Annotated in this window: 16 protein-coding genes; 4 read left to right on the top strand and 12 right to left on the bottom strand. The window is 66.8% G+C overall.

Annotated features, from left to right (window positions below; genetic code table 11):
• Positions 1–150: 150 nt before the first annotated feature.
• From J7J08_RS03385 to J7J08_RS03360, 6 genes are all read right to left on the bottom strand, one after another.
• Entirely contained in the window at positions 151–846 is a 696-nt protein-coding gene (locus J7J08_RS03385) for an OmpA family protein (RefSeq protein ID WP_214901449.1), read from the bottom strand.
• A 119-nt stretch (positions 847–965) separates the two neighbouring features.
• The gene (locus J7J08_RS03380; RefSeq protein ID WP_214901448.1) at positions 966–2375 is read right to left on the bottom strand and encodes a deoxyribodipyrimidine photo-lyase; all 1410 of its coding nucleotides are present in this window, start codon (positions 2373–2375) and stop codon (positions 966–968) included.
• 246 nt (positions 2376–2621) lie between these two features.
• Complete coding sequence (locus J7J08_RS03375; protein ID WP_214901446.1) at positions 2622–3272, bottom strand: inorganic diphosphatase; 651 nt, start codon at positions 3270–3272, stop codon at positions 2622–2624.
• A 26-nt stretch (positions 3273–3298) separates the two neighbouring features.
• Complete coding sequence (locus J7J08_RS03370) at positions 3299–4624, bottom strand: metallophosphoesterase family protein (RefSeq protein WP_214901617.1); 1326 nt, start codon at positions 4622–4624, stop codon at positions 3299–3301.
• Positions 4625–4674: 50 nt separating this feature from the next.
• Entirely contained in the window at positions 4675–5748 is a 1074-nt protein-coding gene (locus J7J08_RS03365; protein WP_251006402.1) for a phytase, read from the bottom strand.
• 38 nt (positions 5749–5786) lie between these two features.
• Complete coding sequence (locus tag J7J08_RS03360; RefSeq protein WP_214901442.1) at positions 5787–8336, bottom strand: TonB-dependent receptor; 2550 nt, start codon at positions 8334–8336, stop codon at positions 5787–5789.
• A gap of 157 nt (positions 8337–8493) precedes the next feature.
• On the opposite strand from J7J08_RS03360, the gene upp reads away from it, so the two are divergent.
• The gene (gene upp / locus J7J08_RS03355; RefSeq protein WP_214901440.1) at positions 8494–9129 is read left to right on the top strand and encodes a uracil phosphoribosyltransferase; all 636 of its coding nucleotides are present in this window, start codon (positions 8494–8496) and stop codon (positions 9127–9129) included.
• A 53-nt stretch (positions 9130–9182) separates the two neighbouring features.
• Here the strand turns inward: upp and J7J08_RS03350 are convergent, their stop codons facing one another.
• The 6 genes from J7J08_RS03350 to rsmD all read right to left on the bottom strand — a co-directional run bounded on the left by J7J08_RS03350 (position 9183) and on the right by rsmD (position 14373).
• On the bottom strand, positions 9183–10070 hold the full coding sequence (locus tag J7J08_RS03350) for an MBL fold metallo-hydrolase (protein ID WP_214901439.1): 888 nt from the start codon (positions 10068–10070) through the stop codon (positions 9183–9185).
• A 498-nt stretch (positions 10071–10568) separates the two neighbouring features.
• The gene (ggt, locus tag J7J08_RS03345; RefSeq protein WP_214901438.1) at positions 10569–12308 is read right to left on the bottom strand and encodes a gamma-glutamyltransferase; all 1740 of its coding nucleotides are present in this window, start codon (positions 12306–12308) and stop codon (positions 10569–10571) included.
• A complete protein-coding gene (locus J7J08_RS03340; RefSeq protein ID WP_214901437.1) occupies positions 12305–12586 on the bottom strand; it encodes a YfhL family 4Fe-4S dicluster ferredoxin in 282 nt (93 codons plus the stop codon). Before J7J08_RS03340 ends, ggt begins: the two co-directional genes overlap by 4 nt.
• Positions 12587–12713: 127 nt before the next feature.
• Positions 12714–13205, bottom strand: coding sequence for a hypothetical protein (locus tag J7J08_RS03335; RefSeq protein WP_214901436.1), 492 nt, complete (start codon positions 13203–13205; stop codon positions 12714–12716).
• Positions 13206–13250: 45 nt separating this feature from the next.
• Positions 13251–13760 (bottom strand): pantetheine-phosphate adenylyltransferase, encoded by a 510-nt coding sequence (gene coaD / locus J7J08_RS03330; protein ID WP_214901435.1) that lies wholly within the window; start codon positions 13758–13760, stop codon positions 13251–13253.
• 7 nt (positions 13761–13767) lie between these two features.
• Positions 13768–14373 carry a 16S rRNA (guanine(966)-N(2))-methyltransferase RsmD gene (gene rsmD / locus J7J08_RS03325; protein ID WP_214901434.1) on the bottom strand — a complete coding sequence of 202 codons (606 nt, stop codon included), beginning with the start codon at positions 14371–14373 and terminating at the stop codon, positions 13768–13770.
• A 170-nt stretch (positions 14374–14543) separates the two neighbouring features.
• Here rsmD and htpG point away from each other — a divergent pair, with 170 nt between their 5' ends.
• The 3 genes from htpG to mutY all read left to right on the top strand — a co-directional run bounded on the left by htpG (position 14544) and on the right by mutY (position 19201).
• Positions 14544–16469 (top strand): molecular chaperone HtpG, encoded by a 1926-nt coding sequence (gene htpG / locus J7J08_RS03320; protein ID WP_214901432.1) that lies wholly within the window; start codon positions 14544–14546, stop codon positions 16467–16469.
• Positions 16470–16686: 217 nt separating this feature from the next.
• The gene (gene ftsY / locus J7J08_RS03315) at positions 16687–18006 is read left to right on the top strand and encodes a signal recognition particle-docking protein FtsY (protein WP_214901430.1); all 1320 of its coding nucleotides are present in this window, start codon (positions 16687–16689) and stop codon (positions 18004–18006) included.
• A 52-nt stretch (positions 18007–18058) separates the two neighbouring features.
• Positions 18059–19201 carry an A/G-specific adenine glycosylase gene (mutY, locus tag J7J08_RS03310; protein ID WP_214901429.1) on the top strand — a complete coding sequence of 381 codons (1143 nt, stop codon included), beginning with the start codon at positions 18059–18061 and terminating at the stop codon, positions 19199–19201.
• Position 19202 lies beyond the last annotated feature (1 nt).

The raw sequence follows: 19202 nt of genomic DNA, 5'->3' as shown, positions 1-19202 counted from the left end.
CGTTGCAGCGTTACGGGCAGTCGTCTGGCGACCGACCCTACCGTCGGATGGTATCGACGCGCAATACAGAGATGCCGCCCTTTGGGGCGGCATCTTCGCACTGCATAGGCCGAAGTGATGTAACGCAGCTATAGAAAGCGCTCGCGCGTTTTATTGTTGCAACGGAATCACGCGGATTTCCACGCGGCGGTTCTTTGCCCGGCCTGCATCGGTGCTGTTGTCGGCAATCGGGTAGGCCTTGCCGGCACCCAAGGTCTCCATGCGCACGCGCTGGACGCCCTGCCCTTGCAGGTAATCGGCCACTGAATTGGCCCGCTCCAGCGAGAGCTTGTTGTTCACCGCATCGCTGCCGATGCTGTCGGTGTGGCCGACCACTTCGATCATCGTCTGGTTGTATTCGTTGAGCGTACCCGCCACGCCGTTCAGCGCGCCATAGAACTGCGGCTTCAACGCGGACTTGCCGAAGTCGAAGGTGACGCCATCAGGCAAGCTCAGAATGATGTTGTTGCCATCTCGCTGCACGTCGATACCGGTGTTGGCGGTGCGCTCGCGCAGCTGGCGCTCCTGCTTGTTCTGATAGGCGCCGACACCGGCGCCGGCCAGTGCACCGATACCCGCACCGACCATGGCGTGCTGGCGGCGCTCGGTGGCGCTGTCACCGGTCAGCAGGCCGGCGGCGACACCGATCGCGGTACCGATCAGCGCATTGCGGCCGGTCTTGCTCTGCTGCTGGGTCGGGTTGCCATACGGGTCGCTCTGCACGTACGTGCCACCGGTGGCGCAGGCCGACAAAGCGGCAGCGGTCATCAGGGCCAGGGCCACGTTGCGGGTTACGGGTCGGATCATGGTGTCATCTCCTTGGTTGCCGGTCTGACGGCGTGCGGACGGCCAGAAGGATAAACACGCAAATGCGATGTCGGCATGATGAACACGCACGAATTCGGCATTTCGTTCAGGTAGCGGCATCAGCGGGTATGCCGATACGCGGCCAATGCGGCCTCGCGCCCCGCCGCGAGATCCACCAGCGGCACCGCCGGATACCCCGGCGCCAGCTCGGCCAGCAGCGCCGGTGACTGCCACGGCGCGAACCGCGCCTTCAGGGGCAGCGCGGCCAGTTCCGGTACCCAGCGGGTGATGTAACGGGCCTGCGGATCGAACGTTTCCGATTGGGTGACCGGATTGAAGATGCGGAAATACGGCGCCGCATCTGCCCCGGTTCCGGCTACCCATTGCCAGCCCATGGTGTTGTTGGCCAGGTCGGCATCCACCAGTGTGTCCCAGAACCAGCGCGCGCCGTGCAGCCAGTGCTGGCGCAGGTGCTTGCACAGGAAGCTTGCGACGAGCATGCGCACCCGGTTATGCATGTACCCGGTAGCCCACAGCTCGCGCAGGCCGGCATCGATGATCGGCACGCCGGTTCGGCCCTGTTGCCAGGCCTGCAGCTGTGTTTCGTTCGGCGCTGCCCAGTTGAACTGCGCAAAGCGCGGATTGAGGTTCTGATCGGGCGCCTGCGGGAAATGGTGCAGCAGGTGGTACGAGAACTCGCGCCAACCCAGCTCACGGATGTAGCCGTCGATATCGGCGCCGAGGCTCGCGCTGCGCCCGGTCTCCAGACGTCGCACGATCTGCCACGGAGATAGTTCGCCGAAGTGCAGGTGCGGCGACAGCAGCGAAGTGCCTACCCGGTCAGGAAGGTCGCGCTGTTGGCGGTAGCCGTTCAACGCACCGTCGATGAACACCGACAACGCCTCGTGCGCTCCCGCCTCGCCGGGCTGCCAGTGTTCCCAGAACTGCCGGTCCCAGTCCAGTTGCGGGGTGAGCTGCAGCGCGTCCAGCGGGATGCCCTGCACCGCGTGCGCCGGCATATCCGCCGGCGCTGCCCACGGCGTCGGCAGGTTCATCCGGGTCAGCGCGTTGCGCCAGAACGGGGTGAATACCTTGTACGGGCCGCCCTGCAGCGTGGCGATGTCCCAGGGTTCGAACATCAGGCTGCCGTTGCAGCTGGTGGCGTCGATGCCCTGCTCGCGCAGTTCGCGCTTGATCCGGGCGTCGCGCGGTTGCGTGCCCGGTTCGTACTTCCGGTTCCAGTAGACCGCTTCGGCACCGGTTTCGGCGATCAGTGCCCGCAGCTGCGCCTCGCTGTGGCCTTGGCGAAGCACCAGCGCCGAGCCTCGGGCGCGGAGATCGGCGTCAAGCGCAGCCAGCGAACGGTGCAACCACACGTTCGATGCAGCGCCCGGCGCCCACGCACCTTCCTCGTCCGGTGCGTGGATGTAGACCGGAACAGCAACATGCCCCGCGTCGAGCGCGGCCTGCAGTGCCGGGTTGTCCTGGAGGCGCAGATCGCGGCGGAACCAGATCAGAGCTACCGACACAAGCACCGCCCACGCTGAAAGAGAGCCACATGATAGCGATGCCGGGTGAAGGTACTCCGCAAGCGGCCACGCGGCGTAGAGCGGGGCCCTGCCCCGCTGCCCAGGACGTAGAGCGGGGCTCTGCCCCGCTGCCGGGATGCCGAGGGCACCCATGGGGTGTCCTACGCGGGTGGCAGGATGGCGCAGCCACGCAGGGCGTGGCTCTACGGGTGGGCATGGGATGGCGTTGACACCGATGCGGTGTCATTACGGTGGATGATCTTTCCTTCGCTGGGCGGGCCGTTGCTGCGCATCGAAGCGCTGCATGGCTTCGCGGATCACCGCCCTGGCTTCGGCGGCATTGCCCCAGCCGTTGAGCTGCACCGGGTTGCGGCCTTCGGGCAGGTCCTTGTAGACCCGGAAGAACGCCTCGATGCGCTGGCGCTCGATCAGCGGCAGGTCCTGCAGGTCGCGGACGTTGGCGTAGGTGGGGTCGATCCTGTCGGTGGGCACGCCGATCACCTTCTCATCGTGCTCGCCCTTGTCGATCATTTTCAGGTACCCGATCGGGCGGAAGCGAACGATCACCCCCGGGTGCAGCGGTTCGCGGGTGAGCACCAGCGCATCCAGCGGGTCGTTGTCACCAGCCAGCGTGCGCGGCATCGAGCCGTAGTTGGCCGGGTATGCCACCGGCATCGATTGGAAGCGGTCGACGTGAACCAGCCCGTCTTCCTTGATCTCGTATTTGGTGAAGCTGCCGGCCGGAATTTCCACCGCCAGGTTGGCTTCCTCGGGTGCTTCCTTGGGCTGCGCGGCCAGGAACGGATGCAGCACGGCATTGCTGGCGAGGCTGGCGCTGGTCAGGAGAAGAAGTGCAGTGGTGAAGGCGGCAAGCGGGAGGGTGCGATTGGCGTTCATGGCATCACGTTGCAGGTCGGTCCGGGTCATTCCCAGCAACGGTCGGCGCGGCCCTTCAGGGTCTGCGCGCGCGTGCAGTCGCGGGGGGCGATGCGGCCTTCGGTCAGTTCGGCCTTCTGCTTGTGGCCGTCGGCGCTGCGGCTGAGCTCGAAGCCGTCATACAGGCGACCGGTCACCGTCCGTGCTTCGTAGCGCAGATGGCGTGGATCGATCGTGAGCACCTGGTACAGCTGGGTGTCCTCGCCGACCGGCGCCATCGTTGCGCGCGCTTCGTCGGACAGCCGGTACTGCTTGGGGCCGGCCACGGTCACCACGTACTGCGGGGTGGCGGCCTGGCCTTCGCCGCGGCGGCCGTAGGTGTGGTCATGGCCCTGCAACACCAGGTCCACCTTGTGGCGGCGCACTACCGGCAGCAGCACGTCGCGCAGCTCGGCGTTCTCGCGGCCCTCGCGCGGGGAATAGAACGGCTGGTGCAGCAGCACGATGCTCCACGGGTGCGGGTTGCCGGCCAGCACCTTGTCCAGCCACGCCGCCTGCGCCTGCGCCGTGCCCAGGTCCAGTGCAGAGGTGCCATCCAGCACGGCGATGCGCACGCCCTGGTAGTCGAACCAGTAGGTGCTGGTCGCTGCGGCATCCACGCCGTTGCGCGGCAGCGCGAATGTCACCGGCCAATGCCGGCCCAGCACGCGACGTTCCTGCGGAGTGTCTTCGAACTCCTCGAAGTACTCATGGTTGCCGATCGCCGGAGCGACCGCGGTTTCCTGCGGCAGCCAGCCGGCGGCCGCGAACCACTCGCCCCACTCGCTGTCGTCCACGCCATCCCCACCGCTGACCAGGTCACCCGCAAACAGGGTCAACCGCGCATCCGGCGCTGCCTTGATGCCGGCCCGAAGCACGCGCGAGACGTGGCTGACGTTCTTGTTCTGGGTGTCACCGAAGTACAGCAGGGTCAATGGCTGCCCGGCGCGCCCGGCGGTACGCAGCTGGTTCCACGCACTCCAGGTGCCGTTGCCCTGCACCCGCCACAGGTACAGCGTGTCCGGCGCCAGTCCAGCGACGTCGGCACGGTGATGGTGGGAGACGCCCAGTTCGGTCTTCAGCGGCGTGGTGACGGCCGTGACCCGGCTGGGCGTGCCGACGTCCGGCGAATCACCGGCCACGACCCACTCCAGCACCGGCGCGTTGACCGTGCCGTCGGTACGCCAGGCCACCGCGAAACCGCGCGCGGCATCCTGCGCCGGCGAGGCCACAAGGCGATCCGGGAAGCCGGTCGCGACGTAGTGGGTATTGCCTGCCGGCACCTGGGTGTTCGGCTCGGCCTTGCCATCGGAGCTGGCCGAGGCCGCCCCCATGCACAGCAGCAGCGCCACGGTCAGCGCGGCGGCACATCGGTACGGACGGATCAAGGCGCACACTCCAGCGGCAGCGACAGCTGCCTGGCCACGCTGGCCCAGTCGAAAGCGACCACGCCCTGGTCGTCATGCACGGCGTACAGCGCGCCATGCGGGAAGCGAGGCGATGCGGCCGTGCTCAACCAGATGCCATCGGTGTTGGCCACGGTATTGCCCTGGAAGGCGCCGACATGCTTCAGCGTGTGGCGGTCGAACAGATGGAACACGCTGCGCTGCTTGCCCTGTTCGGTGGTGATCCACCAGCCGCCGTTGCCGCAGGTGCGCAACATCACGCCCTCGGCCTGGGCCTTGAACGCATCGCGGCCGAAGGTGGTGCCACTGAACTTGCCTTCCAGCGAGTACACCTTGATCTCGCTGGCATAGGTCTCGTCTTCCTCGGCGATCAGCAGGCGGTCGTTGGCCGGGTCGCCCCAGATCGATTCGACCACGCGCAGCGCGCCGGCCTCGCTGGTGTCGCCGATGGTGGCCGCCAGGGTCGCCTTTGCCTTTCCGCCCTGCACCTGCAGCGCATACCGGCGCACACGCTTGTCCAGTTCAGCCAGCGGCGGCAGCACATCATTGCCCTGCGCGTCTTCACCGGCATCGTAGGAGTCGGTGACATACACATCGTAGCCGCTGGCCTGTTTATTGACCCACAGCCCATAAGGCTTGCGCAGATCGTCGGCAGCGAACACGCCCAACGGGGTGAAGTCCGGCAGCTGCAGCACCTGCACGCGATGATTGTCGCGCTCCACGATCAGCACCAGGTCGTCGACCACGGCGATGCCGTTGGGACGGTCGAACTGGCCCGGCGCGGTGCCGGTACTGCCCACGTCGCGCAGGCGCGCGCCGGTCTGGCCGTCGTACACCACCAGCTTGTCGGTGGCCTTGGCGGTGGCGATCAACCACACTTGCCCGTCCGGGCTGGTCCAGCTGGCCGGCGAATCGATGTTGTCGGCCGGCGTCATCGGCGTGAGGAACGCTTCGGCCACGGTCGCCACCGAGCGGCCGGTGGTGGCAGCGGCCGCATCCACTGCCGGTGCAGCCGGTGCCGGACTGGCGACCGGCTTGCAGCCGGCCAGCATCGCCATGGCGACCAGCCCCAGCATGGCACGCGCGCGCATCACAGCGCCACCTTCAGGCCCAGCGCGTAGGTGCGGCCGTATTCTTCGTTCTGCAGCGTGCGCGAGCGCACGCCCTGGTAAAGCTCCAACGGCTTGTCGAGCAGGTTCTGTGCCTCGACGTATACGCTGACGTTGGCGGTGATTTTGTAGTCCAGGCTGAAATCGAGCTGGGTGTTGGGCGCCACGAAGATGTCGTAGGCGCGGCTGTCGCCCAGCGTATCCAGGTATTCGCTGCGGTACACGGCGGCGAGGCGGGTGCTGAAGCCGGCCTTTTCGTACCCCAGGTGTGCGCTGTACACGTGTTTGGATGCACGCGGCAGGGTGAAGTCCTCATCGGCGCGGCCGTCCAGGCCCGGATCGAAATCGGTCTCCAGCCAGGTGCCGCTGGCACCGACCAGCAGGCCATCCCAACCGGTCGGCAGGAAGCTGAGCTGCTGCTGCCAGTTGAACTCGGCGCCGTAGACCTTGGCCTTGTCGCCGTTGATCACGCGGGTGACCTCGAAGCCCGGGTATTCGGGATCGCTGTCGCTGACGGTGTTGACGATGTAGCCATCGATGGACTTGTGGAACAGGCCCAGCGAGAGGATGCCGGTGCTGCCGATGTAGCGCTCGAACGACAGGTCCACGTTCTTGGATTCGTACGGATCCAGTTCCGGGTTGCCCAGCCGCACTTCCTCATCGCCACGGTTGTAGCCGATGCGCGGGGCGATATCGCCGAACGACGGACGCGAGACGGTCTTGTTGGCGGCCGCGCGCAGCACCCAGTCACTGCCTGCGTCATAGCGAAGGTGCAGGCCCGGCAGCACGTTGGTGTAGCTGCGCTCGGCGGTAAGCGGGGCAACGGTGTAGCTGCGGCCGTCGGCGGCCACGTCCACCTGGTTGCCGGTGGCCTGGAACTGGGTGTTTTCCACCCGCACGCCGCCGATGATGCGCAGGTTGCCGATGTCCCAGGTGCCCATGGCATAGCTGGCGAAGATGTCTTCGCTGGCGGTGTAGTCCTCTTCCAGCGAGGTCATCGCATTGGCGCCGACATCCTGCGGGCGGGAGCTGTACTGGCTGCCGAACTGCGCCCAGTAGCGGCGCATCGCGTCCGAACTCATGCCCTGCCCCAGGCTGCCGCCACGGTGATCGGGCGTGGTCGTGGTCCAGTCGGACAACGCCACGTCCGGGCCGACCCGCAGTTCGCGCTCGTCGGTATCGACATCGCGGTCGCGCCAACGACCGAGCAGGCCGAACTTGTAGCTGCTGCTGTCGCCGTCGAAGCGGATGTTGACCTGCGCGCTGTGCTCCTTGTCGTCCACGCGCTTGGGCGAGACCACGAAGCGGTCGAAATCGTAGTTGCCGTTGTCCATCCAGCTGGCATCGCCGAGGGTGTAGCGCGGGATGCCGCTGTTCTGGTCCACAGTGGCAGCGAGGTCGTCACCGTTGTATTCGAAACGCGCTTCCATTTCATCATTGACGCGTTCTTCGGTACGCGTGTAGCCAACCTTGTAGTCGACCACCGCGTTGGTCAGGCGGTTCTCGCCGCCCAGGCTGGCCGCGAAGGTGTTTTCCTTCTTGGTGCGGTAACGCATGCGCTTCTGGATCGCGTCGGCCGGCAGGTCGTCGACGCGGAACCGGTTGTTGCCCAGCGCGGTGACGTCACCATCACCGAAGTTGAAGATCGTACGCTGGCGGGTTTCGGCATCGTCAAACTGGCTGTACAACGTGCGCAGGTAGTACTGGCTGTCTTCGTTCGGGCGCCAGTCGACATTGAGGTTGGCGCCGATGCGCTTGCGCTCGATCTCGTACTTGCGGTGCTGCAGGCTGGTGGCGAACAGGTCGTCTTCGCTGCCGCCATCGAACTCGCCGTACTCCACTTCGCTGTTGTCAGACTCGAACTTGCGGTTCTGGTAGTTCACGCCGAGCGCCACGCCGAAGGTATCGGCGAACACTTCGCTGTAGTTGAAGGCCGCCTTGGGGCTGGTGTGGCCGGACAGGTCCTGGTGGCTGGCTTCGATCTTGCCGCGCAGGCTGCGTCCGTCGCGGTCGAAGGCGGACGCCGATTCGACCAGGATCGCGCCGCCGATGGCATCACCGGGCATGTCCGGGGTCGGCGACTTGACCACGCGCAGGCGTTCGGTGGAATCGGACGGGATCACGTCCAGCGGTGCGGCGCGGCTGGAATCTTCCGGCGTGCCCACGGCGATGCCGTCGATGCTGACGCTGTTGAGGTTGGCATCCAGGCCACGCACCACCACGAAGCGGCCTTCGCCCTGGTCGCGGGTAACGCTGACACCGGGCAGGCGCTGCAGCGATTCGGCCACGTTCTTGTCCGGGTAGACACCCATGGCGTCGGACGATACCGCGTCCTGGATGGCATCGCTGCCGCGCTTGAGGTCGACTGCACGGGTCTGCGATTCCAACTGCGGCCGCACTTCCACCCGGTCCAGTTCGGTGGCTGCCGCAGCACCAGCGAGCTCCCCGCTCGCGGCGGCCACGGCAGGCGCGGTGGACAGGACCAGCAACGACAGGCTGATGGCCAGCCCCAACGGCGATTTGTTCTGCACGGCATCCCCAACGGTGTAAAGATTGGGTCAGCACGATATGTCCGGAAGATTGCATGGTCGTGACACCGGTAGCGGCGGCCACGGCCAGCATCCGCCTCTGGCCGGGTACAGCGCCGGTGCGGCAAAATGGCGGTCTCCCCGTTTTGTTGGCATTCCCATGAAAATCGTCGAAGTCCGCCACCCGCTGGTGCAGCACAAGATCGGCCTGATGCGCGACGCGTCCCTGAGCACCAAGGACTTCCGCGAGCTGGCCAACGAACTGGGCGGGCTGCTGGCCTACGAGGCCACCGCCGACCTGGATACCGAAGCGCATACCCTCCCGGGCTGGGCCGGCCCGGTGACCGTGCAACGCATTGCCGGCGCCAAGATCACCGTGGTGCCGATCCTGCGCGCGGGGCTGGGCATGCTCAGCGGCGTGCTGTCGCTCATTCCGGCGGCGCGGGTCAGCGTGGTCGGCCTGCAGCGCGACGAGGAAACCCTGCAGCCGGTGCCCTACTTCGAGCGCCTGACCGGCCGCCTGGAGGAGCGCGATGCGCTGATCCTGGACCCGATGCTCGCCACCGGCGGCACCCTGATCGCGACCATCGACATGCTCAAGCGCGCCGGGGCGCGGCGGATCAAGGGCATTTTCCTGGTGGCCGCGCCGGAAGGCATCGCCGCGGTGCAGGCTGCGCATCCGGATGTGGAGATCTTCACGGCTGCGATCGATACGCGGCTCAATGAGCGTGGCTACATCCTGCCGGGCCTGGGCGATGCAGGTGATCGTATTTTCGGTACCCGCGTGGCGGGATGATCGACGTTGTGCGCAGGCACCGTAGCGACACGCCATGCATGTCCCACGCTATGTCAGGCCAACGCGCGCGCTTTCAGCTCGCCCTGTTCGTGGGCGGTGCCGAATCGCCCTTTCTCGTCGCGGGTGACCTGGGCCAGCGCGCAGTCGGGGTCGTGGGTAAAGAACAGGTGCACGTTGCGCGCCAGTTTGTCTTCGAGGAAGCTGCGCTTCTCGTCGATCAGCAGTTCGGCGTTGCGGTCGTAGCCCATGGTGATCGGTACGTGCACCCATGAGCGGCCGGGAATCAGGTCGGCACAGAACACCACGCCACCGCGCGGCTGGCCTTCGACCTGTTCGGGGCCGACGATCTCGGCCAGCATCAGGCCCGGGGTGTGCCCATCGCTGAAGCTGAAGCGCACGCTATGGCCCAGCGTGCGCGAATACGGTCCGTCCACGATCTCCAGCCGCCCGCTGTCCTGCAGCAACTGCGGCAGTTCCGGAATGAAGCTGGCGCGGTCGCGCGGGTGCGGATGCAGCGCGCGCTCCCAGTGTCCGGCACCGACCAGGAAGGTCGCGTTGGGGAACAGCAGTTCCGGTCCGCGGCCTTCGCTCCACGGTGCCAGCAGGCCACCGGCATGGTCGAAATGCAGGTGGCTGAGCACCACCACGTCGATGTCCTCGTGCTCGAAACCGGCTTCGCGCAGCGACTCGATCAGCACATGCCGCGGCTCCTGCACGCCGTAGCGGTCACGCAGCTTCGGTTCGAAGAACGCGCCGATACCGGTTTCGAACAGCACGGTCTTGCCGGCCAGCGGGCTGGCAAGGAGTGCGCGACATGCGAGTTCGATCCGGTTGAGATCATCTGGCGCTGCCCATTTCTCCCACACGGCGCGGGGTGCATTGCCGAACATCGCGCCGCCGTCGAGCTTCTGTGAGTTACCGCGGATGGACCATAGTTTCATCGGTAAATTATCCGGCGGCTTGCGTTAATAAATCGCTATGTGGATTTGTGGCCGGGGCCGGAGCCGGGGCCAAAGCAAATGCAGCGTCTCAGTGCTACGTGCAGGGGCGGCCGCCGGGCAGCCCCGCTCCGGGACACGCCGCAAGTACGTCCTTGTAGGCTGCTAGAAAACATCCATGTTTTCTAGCGTCCCTCCGGGGGCTACCCGGCGGCTGCCCCCACACAGGGTCGTGATGCGGTTGGAAGAGCAGCCGGGCAGAGCCCGGCTCTACCGCGTTTGCCATGGCCACCGGCCATCTGTCAGAGGGTCGCCCGGTGTCGGTTTGCGGGGGAATCGGCGCCATGGATGGCGACCGCTTAGCCCCCATGGATGGGTTTACGGCGACCCCGCAAACCGGCACCGGGCGGCCCAATCCAGGGAACGCTCGCAGACCACAGCTGTTCGCCCAGATGCCTGAAGCCGGGCAACGCCCGGACCCAGGTCATCGCATGCAATCGCTTATTCCAATGTGGAAATCGCGCCACTGCCGACCGGGTTGCGCGGGTCGCTGCCGACGCTGAGCTGGTTGCTGCGGCGGTTCCATTCCACCGTCTGCAGGTTGCCCCACACGTGGCTGGAACCGCGGCCGCCGGCGGCGCTGTTGCCCGGCAGGTCGATCTTGTGGCCCATCGCCTGCAGCTGCTTGATCGTGGCTTCGTCGAAGGCATCGCTTTCCGCCTCGATCACGTCCGGCAGCCACTGGTGGTGGAAGCGCGGCAACGCCGCGACCTGCTGCGCGTCGAGGCCGTCATCAAAGCCCAGCACGCCCAGCAGCACCATGGTGATGATGCGGCTGCCGCCCGGCGTACCCAGCACCACCACCTTGTCCGCAGATTCCATGAAGGTAGGCGTCATCGAGCTCAGCATGCGCTTGCCCGGCTTCGGCGCGTTGGCCGCATAGCCCATCACGCCGAACGCATTGGGCGTGCCCGGCTTGAGCGCGAAATCGTCCATCTCGTTGTTGAGCAGCACGCCGGTACCCGACGGAATCAGGCCCGAGCCGTACAGCAGGTTGACGGTCTGGGTGGCGCCGACCCGGTTGCCCTGCTGGTCGATGATCGAAAAGTGGGTGGTCTCGTCATCTTCCAGCGGCGTCGGGTTGCCCGACAGCAGGTCACTGGGGGTGGCCTTCTCCGGGTGGATGGTGGCGCGCAGGCCCTGGGCGTAATCGCGGCTGGTCAGCACCTTCTGCGGAATCTGCACGAAGTCCGGATCGCCGAGGAAGAAGGTGCGGTCACGGAATGCGCGGCGCATCGATTCCACCACCAGGTGGGTGCGGTGGGCCGGGTCCATCGCCTTCAGGTCCCAGCCTTCCAGGATCTGCAGCATCGACGCCAGCGCGATGCCGCCCGACGATGGCGGCGAGGCCGTGGTGATCTTCCAGTCGCGGTAGTTGAACACGATCGGATCGCGCTGCTTGACCCGGTAGCCGGCCAGTTCTTCGGCCGTCCAGCTGCCACCGGCCTGCTTCATCCCGGCCAGCAGCAGCTTGCCGGTCTGGCCCTTGTAGAAGCCGTCAAACCCACCTGCCGCCAACCGCTCCAGCGTCTGCGCCAGTTCCGGCTGCTTGAATACATCGCCTTCGGCAATCGGCCTGCCGTTGCGCAGGTAGACCTCGCGCGTTCCGGGGTAACGCTCCATCACTTCACGGCGCGAGGCGTAGCCCTTGGCCATGCGCGCGTACACCGGAAAACCCTCGCGTGCGATGCGGATCGCCGGGGCCAGCGAAGCCTGCAGCGGCAGCTTGCCGTGCTTGGCCGACAGCTCCACCAGCGCCGCCGGCAAGCCGGGAATGCCGGCCGACCACGGGCCATTGACCGAGCGGTCGCGGTCCAGTTCGCCCTTTTTGTCGAGGAACGCTTCAGGAGTCGCTGCGGCCGGCGCGGTCTCGCGCGCGTCCAGCATCACGTCCTTGCCGGTGCTGGCATCGTGCAGCAGGAAGAACCCGCCGCCGCCCAGGCCCGAGCTGATCGGCTCGACCACTGCCAGCGTGGACGACACCGCCACGGCGGCGTCGAACGCGTTGCCGCCCTTGGCCAGGATCTCCATGCCCGCCTCGGTGGCCAGGTGGTGGCCACTGGCGATGGCGGCGCCTTCAGGATGGGCGGCCAACGAGGCCTGCGCCGCAGGCTCGGCGGCCCACAGGGTCGGTGTCCACAGCAGGAGCAGCAGCAACCAGCGACGGGCGGGGGTTTTCATTCGGGCGCAGACTCCACGTAGAGTTCGGGATGATCGCGCTGGAGTCCAAACAGCTTGGCCAGCAGCGCTTCCTGGGTTTCAGGAATGTCCGGATCGGGATCGATGCATTCCACCGGGCAGACGACCACGCACTGCGGTTCGTCGAAATGCCCCACGCATTCGGTGCAGCGTGCAGGGTCGATCACGTAGATGGTTTCACCCATCGAGATGGCCTGGTTGGGACAGGCGGGCTCGCATACGTCGCAGTTGACGCAGAGCTCATTGATTTTCAGCGACATGGCGTTACTCCACGCCAGTGCCGGCAGAGGAAAACCGACCTGCGCAGCTGCGCGGGCCGGTCAACGGCGGCGTCCACGGAGGACGCCACCCGGGCCGCGCGCAAAGGCGCGGCCGCCATGGCACGGCTTACTTGGCTTCGACGAAGATGTACTCGGCGCCGGTCGGCTGGACGATCGACTGGACGCGGGCGTTGTCGGCGGCCTGGCCGATGAACACCACGCGCACACCCTTCATCGAGTCGGCGGACACGTCCTTGAACACGGCCTGGATCATGTCGGCCATCCTGCCCGAGGCGGACGAGCCGAAGGCCAGCATGTTGCCCGGCTGCACGCCACGGGCGACGGCGGCGGTGGCGCTCTCGACCTGGCGGTCGTACTTGGCCTGGAACTCCGGGTCAGATTCCGGCGAGAGGTAGTACAGGAACGGGCTGTTGGTGATGTTGCCCATGTTCTGCACGGCCACCGACTGCAGGTACTTCTTCCAGCCTGCATCGTCATCCTTGGCCGGGGCGACGAGCGCCTGCTGGGCATCGGCGACCGGTGCGGCTTCTTCCTTCTTGCAGGCGGTGAAGGCCAGCGCGAACGACGCGATCAACATGGCACGCATGGTGTTGTTCATGGAGTCTCCCTCTTGGTGATTCTTGGTATGTGTGGGTCTTGGGGTTTACGTTGGGGCCGACTTCACTTCGCGGACCTTGCGCAGCGCCTCGAGCACCGAGGCCGGCACGAAGCCGGACACGTCGCCGCCAAGACGGGCGATCTCGCGGACCAGCGAGGACGAAATGAAGCTGTGCTGCTCGGCCGGGGTCAAAAACAGCGTCTCGACCTCGGGAATCAGGTGGCGGTTCATGCTCGCCATCTGGAATTCATATTCAAAATCGGACACCGCGCGCAGCCCGCGCAGCAGCACCCCACCCTGCTCCGAGCGCACGAAGTGTGCCAGCAGGGTGTCGAAGCCGCGCACTTCCACGTTGCGGTGGTGGGCCAGTGCATCGCGCGCCAGCGACACCCGCAGTTCCAATGGCAGCGAAGGACCCTTGGACGGGCTCTGCGCCACGCCGACCACCAGTTTCTCGAACAACGGCGCGGCCCGGTTCACCAGGTCGATGTGACCGTTGGTGATCGGATCGAAGGTGCCCGGGTATACGGCGATGCGGCGGTTGGCTACGGTCATGCGGAAGCTACGCGTTCTGATCTGGTGAAAGTGTAGCAGTGGCGCGCCTGTACAGGGCAAAGCCGACCTCGCGGGTGCCGCCCTCCCGGTGCAGCAGCCAGCCCGGCGGCAGGCGCAGGGTCTGCCCGGCCGGCGACTCCAGGTACAGCCAGGCATCGGCCGCCAGGTGCGGGCCCAGCCCGGCCAGCGTGGCCTCCCACACGCCATCGGCAAAGGGCGGGTCGATGAAGGCGATATCGGCCAGCGCCGACGGGCGCTGAGCCAGCCAGTGCAGCGCATCGGCCTGGACCACCTCGACCTGCCCCTGCGCGCCCAGCCTGGCCACCGATTCCCGCAGCTGCCGGGCCAGCGCCGCGTCGCGCTCGACCAGGGTGGCGTGGGCGGCGCCGCGCGAAATGGCCTCCAGCCCCAGCGCGCCGCTGCCCGCGAACAGATCCAGCACCCGGGCCCCGCCCAAGCGCGGCATCAGCCAGTTGAACAGGGTCTCGCGGACCCGGTCACTGCTGGGCCGCAGGCCAGGCGCCAGCGGCACCGGCAGCTTGGTATTGCGCCATTTGCCGCCGATGATGCGGACCTGACCGGTAGGGGCGGTTTGGGAGGTACGAGGTTTCATCCCCCTATTGTAGAGCCACGCCCTGCGTGGCTGCTTCCTGCGGATCCGCTCCAGCCACGCAGGGCGTGGCGCTACGCATCGGGGGATACCTTGAAAACGGGACAATCGATCCCTACCCCTTGACCAGCCACCGCGCCCTGCGCGCCATCGCCTTCAAGGAGCATCGCCCCATGACCGAGCCGACCCCAAAAGAAACCCTGGGCTTCCAGACCGAAGTGAAGCAGTTGCTGCAGCTGATGATCCACTCGCTGTATTCCAACAAGGAAATCTTCCTTCGCGAGCTGATCTCCAACGCCGCAGACGCCTCGGACAAGCTGCGCTTCGAAGCGCTGACCCAGCCGGAACTGCTGGAGGCAGCCGGGCAGAGCCCGACGCTACCGGGCAGCGGTGAATTGCGCATCCAGGTCAGTGTCGACCCGCAAGCGCACACGCTGACCATCGACGACAACGGCATCGGCATGAGCCGCGACGAGGCGATCGCCCACCTGGGCACGATCGCCAAATCCGGCACCGGCGACTTCCTGCGCCAGCTGTCCGGCGACCAGAAAAAGGATTCGCAGCTGATCGGCCAGTTCGGCGTCGGCTTCTACAGCGCCTTCATCGTGGCCGACCAGGTCGACGTGTACTCGCGCCGCGCCGGCCTGCCGGCCAGCGAAGGCGTGCACTGGTCCTCGCGTGGCGAGGGCGAGTTCGACGTCGAGAGCATCGACAAGCCCGAGCGCGGCACCCGCATCGTGCTGCACCTCAAGGACGACCAGCAGGACTTCGCCGATGCCTGGCGCCTGCGCGGCATCATCAAGAAGTATTCGGACCACATCGGCCTGCCCATCCAGATGGTCAAGGATCACCACGGCGACGATGCCCCGGCCGAGGTCGAGTGGGAAACCGTCAACCGTGCCAGCGCGCTGTGGACCCGCCCGCGTACCGAGATCAGCGACGCCGAGTACCAGGAGTTCTACAAGCACGCCGCGCACGACCACCAGGACCCGCTGGCGTGGAGCCACAACAAGGTCGAAGGCAAGCTCGAGTACACCTCGCTGCTGTACGTGCCCGGCCACGCGCCGTTCGACCTGTACCACCGCGACGCGCCCAAGGGCCTGAAGCTGTACGTGCAGCGCGTGTTCGTGATGGACCAGGCCGAGCAGTTCCTGCCGTTGTACCTGCGTTTCATCAAGGGCGTGGTCGATTCCAACGACCTGTCGCTGAATGTTTCGCGCGAAATCCTGCAGTCCGGCCCGGTCATCGACTCGATGAAATCGGCGCTGACCAAACGCTCGCTGGACATGCTGGAGAAGCTGGCCGCCGACAAGCCCGAGGTGTATGCCGGGTTCTGGAAGCAGTTCGGCCAGGTGCTCAAAGAAGGCCCCGCCGAAGACTTCAACAACCGCGAGAAGATCGCCGGCCTGCTGCGCTTCGCGTCCACCCATGACGCCAACGGCGAGCAAAGCGTGTCGCTGGCCGATTATGTCGGCCGCATGATCGAAGGCCAGGACAGGATCTACTTCCTGACCGGCGACAGCCATACCCAGGTCAAGGACAGCCCCCACCTGGAAGTGTTCCGCAAGAAGGGCATCGAAGTGCTGCTGCTCACCGACCGTATCGACGAGTGGCTGATGGGCTACCTGACCGAGTTCGACGGCAGGTCGTTCGTCGACGTCGCCCGCGGCGACCTCGACCTGGGCGCGCTGGAAACGGCTGAAGACAAGCAGGCACAGGAAGAGGCTGCCAAGGACAAGCAGGGCCTGGTCGAGCGGATCAAGAGCGCGCTGGGCGATGACGTGGCCGACGTGCGCGTCTCGCACCGCCTGACCGATTCGCCGGCCATCCTGGCCATTGGCGAACAGGACCTGGGCCTGCAGATGCGCCAGATCCTGGAAGCCAGCGGCCAGAAGGTGCCCGACAGCAAGCCGGTGTTCGAGTTCAACCCGGCCCACCCACTGATCGGCAAATTGGACCAGGAAGCCGATGCGGCCCGCTTCGGCGACCTGAGCCGGGTGCTGTTCGACCAGGCCGCGCTCGCGGCCGGCGATACGCTGAAGGACCCGGCCGCGTATGTTCGCCGGTTGAACAAGCTGTTGCTGGAATTGTCGGCTTAAGCGTTACGTGATGGCCGGCACCGCTTGGGCCGGCCAACGGCCGGCGCTACGAACCGTTACGGGCCCATTGGGATCGGGATCAACCGACCACGGCTCCGGTAGCGCCGGCCGTTGGCCAGCCCAGGCGGTGTTGGATCGCGCGACCCGACCCGCCAATGCACGCGGGCCGCACAGGCCCGGGTGATAACATATCCCCCTGATTTCAGCGCCGAATCCAATGCTCAGCTTCTTCCGCCGCAAAAAGCCCCAGGACGCTCCGCAGGACGCGTCCAAGACCCAGCACTACTCGGCTGAAGAGCTGGCCGCCGCGTTCCCGTCCGCCGCGTCCGAGGGCGAGCCGATTGGCCCGACCGCCGCGCCCGCAGCGCCCACCATCGAGGCCGCCCCGCCGCTCGCGGTCGCGGCGACACCGGTGGCAACGCCGACCATCGACTCACCCGCCCCCGCAATGGTGCCGCCGGCGGCGCCGGCCGATGCACCGCGCATCGAGGCGGTGCAGGCCGCGCCAGCGCCGCTGTATCCGCCCGCCGCAGTCCTGGTCGCCAGTGACATCGTCCAGGAAGCCCCACAGCCGCTGGCCTCGCCGGCCGCCACCGACGAAGCCGCTCCGGCCGCTCCTGGCAAGACCGGCTGGCGCGACCGCCTGCGCAACAGCGTCATCGCGCGCAGCTTCGGCGGCCTGTTCTCGCGCAACCCCAAGCTCGACGACGACCTGCTGGATGAGCTGGAAACCGCCCTGATCACCGCCGACGTCGGCGTGGGTGCCACCACCGACCTGGTGGAAGGCCTGCGCAAGCGCATGAAGGCGCGCGAATTCACCGATGCCAACGCCCTGCTCAAGGCGCTGCGTGCAGACCTGATCGCGATCCTGCAACCGGTGTCCCGCCCGCTGGTGGTCGACCGCAGCGCAAAACCCTTCGTGATCCTCACCGTCGGCGTCAACGGCGTGGGCAAGACCACCACCATCGGCAAGCTGGCCAAGCGCTTCAAGGACGACGGCCACAGCCTGATGCTGGCCGCCGGCGATACCTTCCGCGCCGCCGCCGTGGCGCAGCTGCAGGCCTGGGGCGAGCGCAACGGCGTGGCCGTGGTCGCGCAGGGCCAGAACGCCGATGCCGCCTCGGTGGCATTCGACGCACTGCAGGCCGGCAAGGCGCGCGGCACCGAGGTGCTGATCGCCGATACCGCCGGCCGCCTGCATACCCAGGGCGGGCTGATGAACGAGCTGGGCAAGATCCGCCGCGTGCTGGGCAAGATCGACGAACGCGCGCCGCACGAGGTGCTGATGGTCATCGACGGCACCACCGGCCAGAACGCGCTGTCGCAGCTGCGCCAGTTCCATGCGGCAGTCACCGTGACCGGTCTGGTGGTGACCAAGCTGGATGGCACTGCCAAGGGCGGCGTGGTGTTCGCGCTGGCCCGCGAGTTCGGCATTCCGATCCGCTTCGCCGGCATCGGCGAACGCCCCGAAGACCTTCGCGTGTTCGACCCTGAGGCTTTCGTGGATGCCTTGCTGCCTGAGGCATTGGGCGTCTGATGGACCGCGCTGACACGCATGGCGTGTCCCACGTAACGCCAAACAACCCGCCATGCCCCGCCAGCCCTCCGCCAGCACCCCGCCCATGGCCAAAGACGCTTTTGTCGGGCGGCTGATGCCGTGGTTCGATGGCCACGGCCGGCATGACCTGCCGTGGCAGCACCCGCGTACGCCGTACCGGGTGTGGCTGTCGGAAATCATGCTGCAGCAGACCCAGGTCGCCACGGTCATCCCGTACTTCCTGAAGTTCCTGACAGTGTTCCCCACCCTGCCCGACCTCGCCGCGGCCAGCAACGACGCCGTCATGGCGCAGTGGGCCGGCCTGGGCTACTACGCCCGTGCGCGCAACCTGCATGCCGCTGCACAGCGGTGCGTTGCGCTGCACGGGGGTGAACTGCCGCGCGACGTCGATGCACTGCATGCGCTGCCCGGCATCGGCCGCAGCACCGCCGGCGCGGTCCTGAGCCAGGCCTGGAACGATCGCTTCGCGATCCTCGACGGCAACGTCAAACGCGTACTCACCCGTTACCACGGCGTCGAGGGATTTCCCGGCCTGCCGGCGGTCGAGAAAGTGCTGTGGGCGTTGGCGCAATTGCATGTGGAGCACGTCCCGGCCAACCGCCTGGCCGATTACACCCAGGCGCAGATGGACCTGGGCGCTACGGTCTGCACCCGCAGCCGACCGGCGTGCGTGATCTGTCCGCTGCAGGACGATTGCGTGGCGCGCCGCGAAGGGCGCAGTGACCAGCTGCCCACGCCGAAGCCAAGCAAGGTCCTGCCCGAACGCGAGGCGGTGGCGTTGCTGCTGCGCGATGGCCAGGGCCGGGTGCTGCTGCAGAAGCGGCCGGACACCGGCATCTGGGCGCAGCTGTGGACGCTGCCGCAGGCCGACAGCGGCACCTCGCTGCAGGACTGGTTCGATGCGCATGTGCTCGGTTCGCTGGAAGATGCCGAGGAACTGCCGGTGCTGCAGCACACCTTCAGCCATTACCGGCTGCACCTGCAGATCCTGTCGCGGCGGGTCGATGGCCTGCGCCAGGAGCACGCGCGGCTGCGCTGGGTGTCGGCGCAGGAACTGCCTGCGCTGGGCCTGCCGGCCCCGATCCGCAAGCTGCTGGATACCGGCAGCCCTCCGCCGCTACCCACCGCACGCCGTAAACTACGCATTGCAACGACCCTGAAGCACATCGAGTAGC

The organism is Stenotrophomonas sp. ISL-67 (genome assembly GCF_018612915.1).
Classification (GTDB): Bacteria; Pseudomonadota; Gammaproteobacteria; order Xanthomonadales; family Xanthomonadaceae; genus Stenotrophomonas.
The sequence above is the reverse complement of the archived record's forward strand: the minus strand, read 5'-3'. Positions and strand labels throughout refer to the sequence as shown.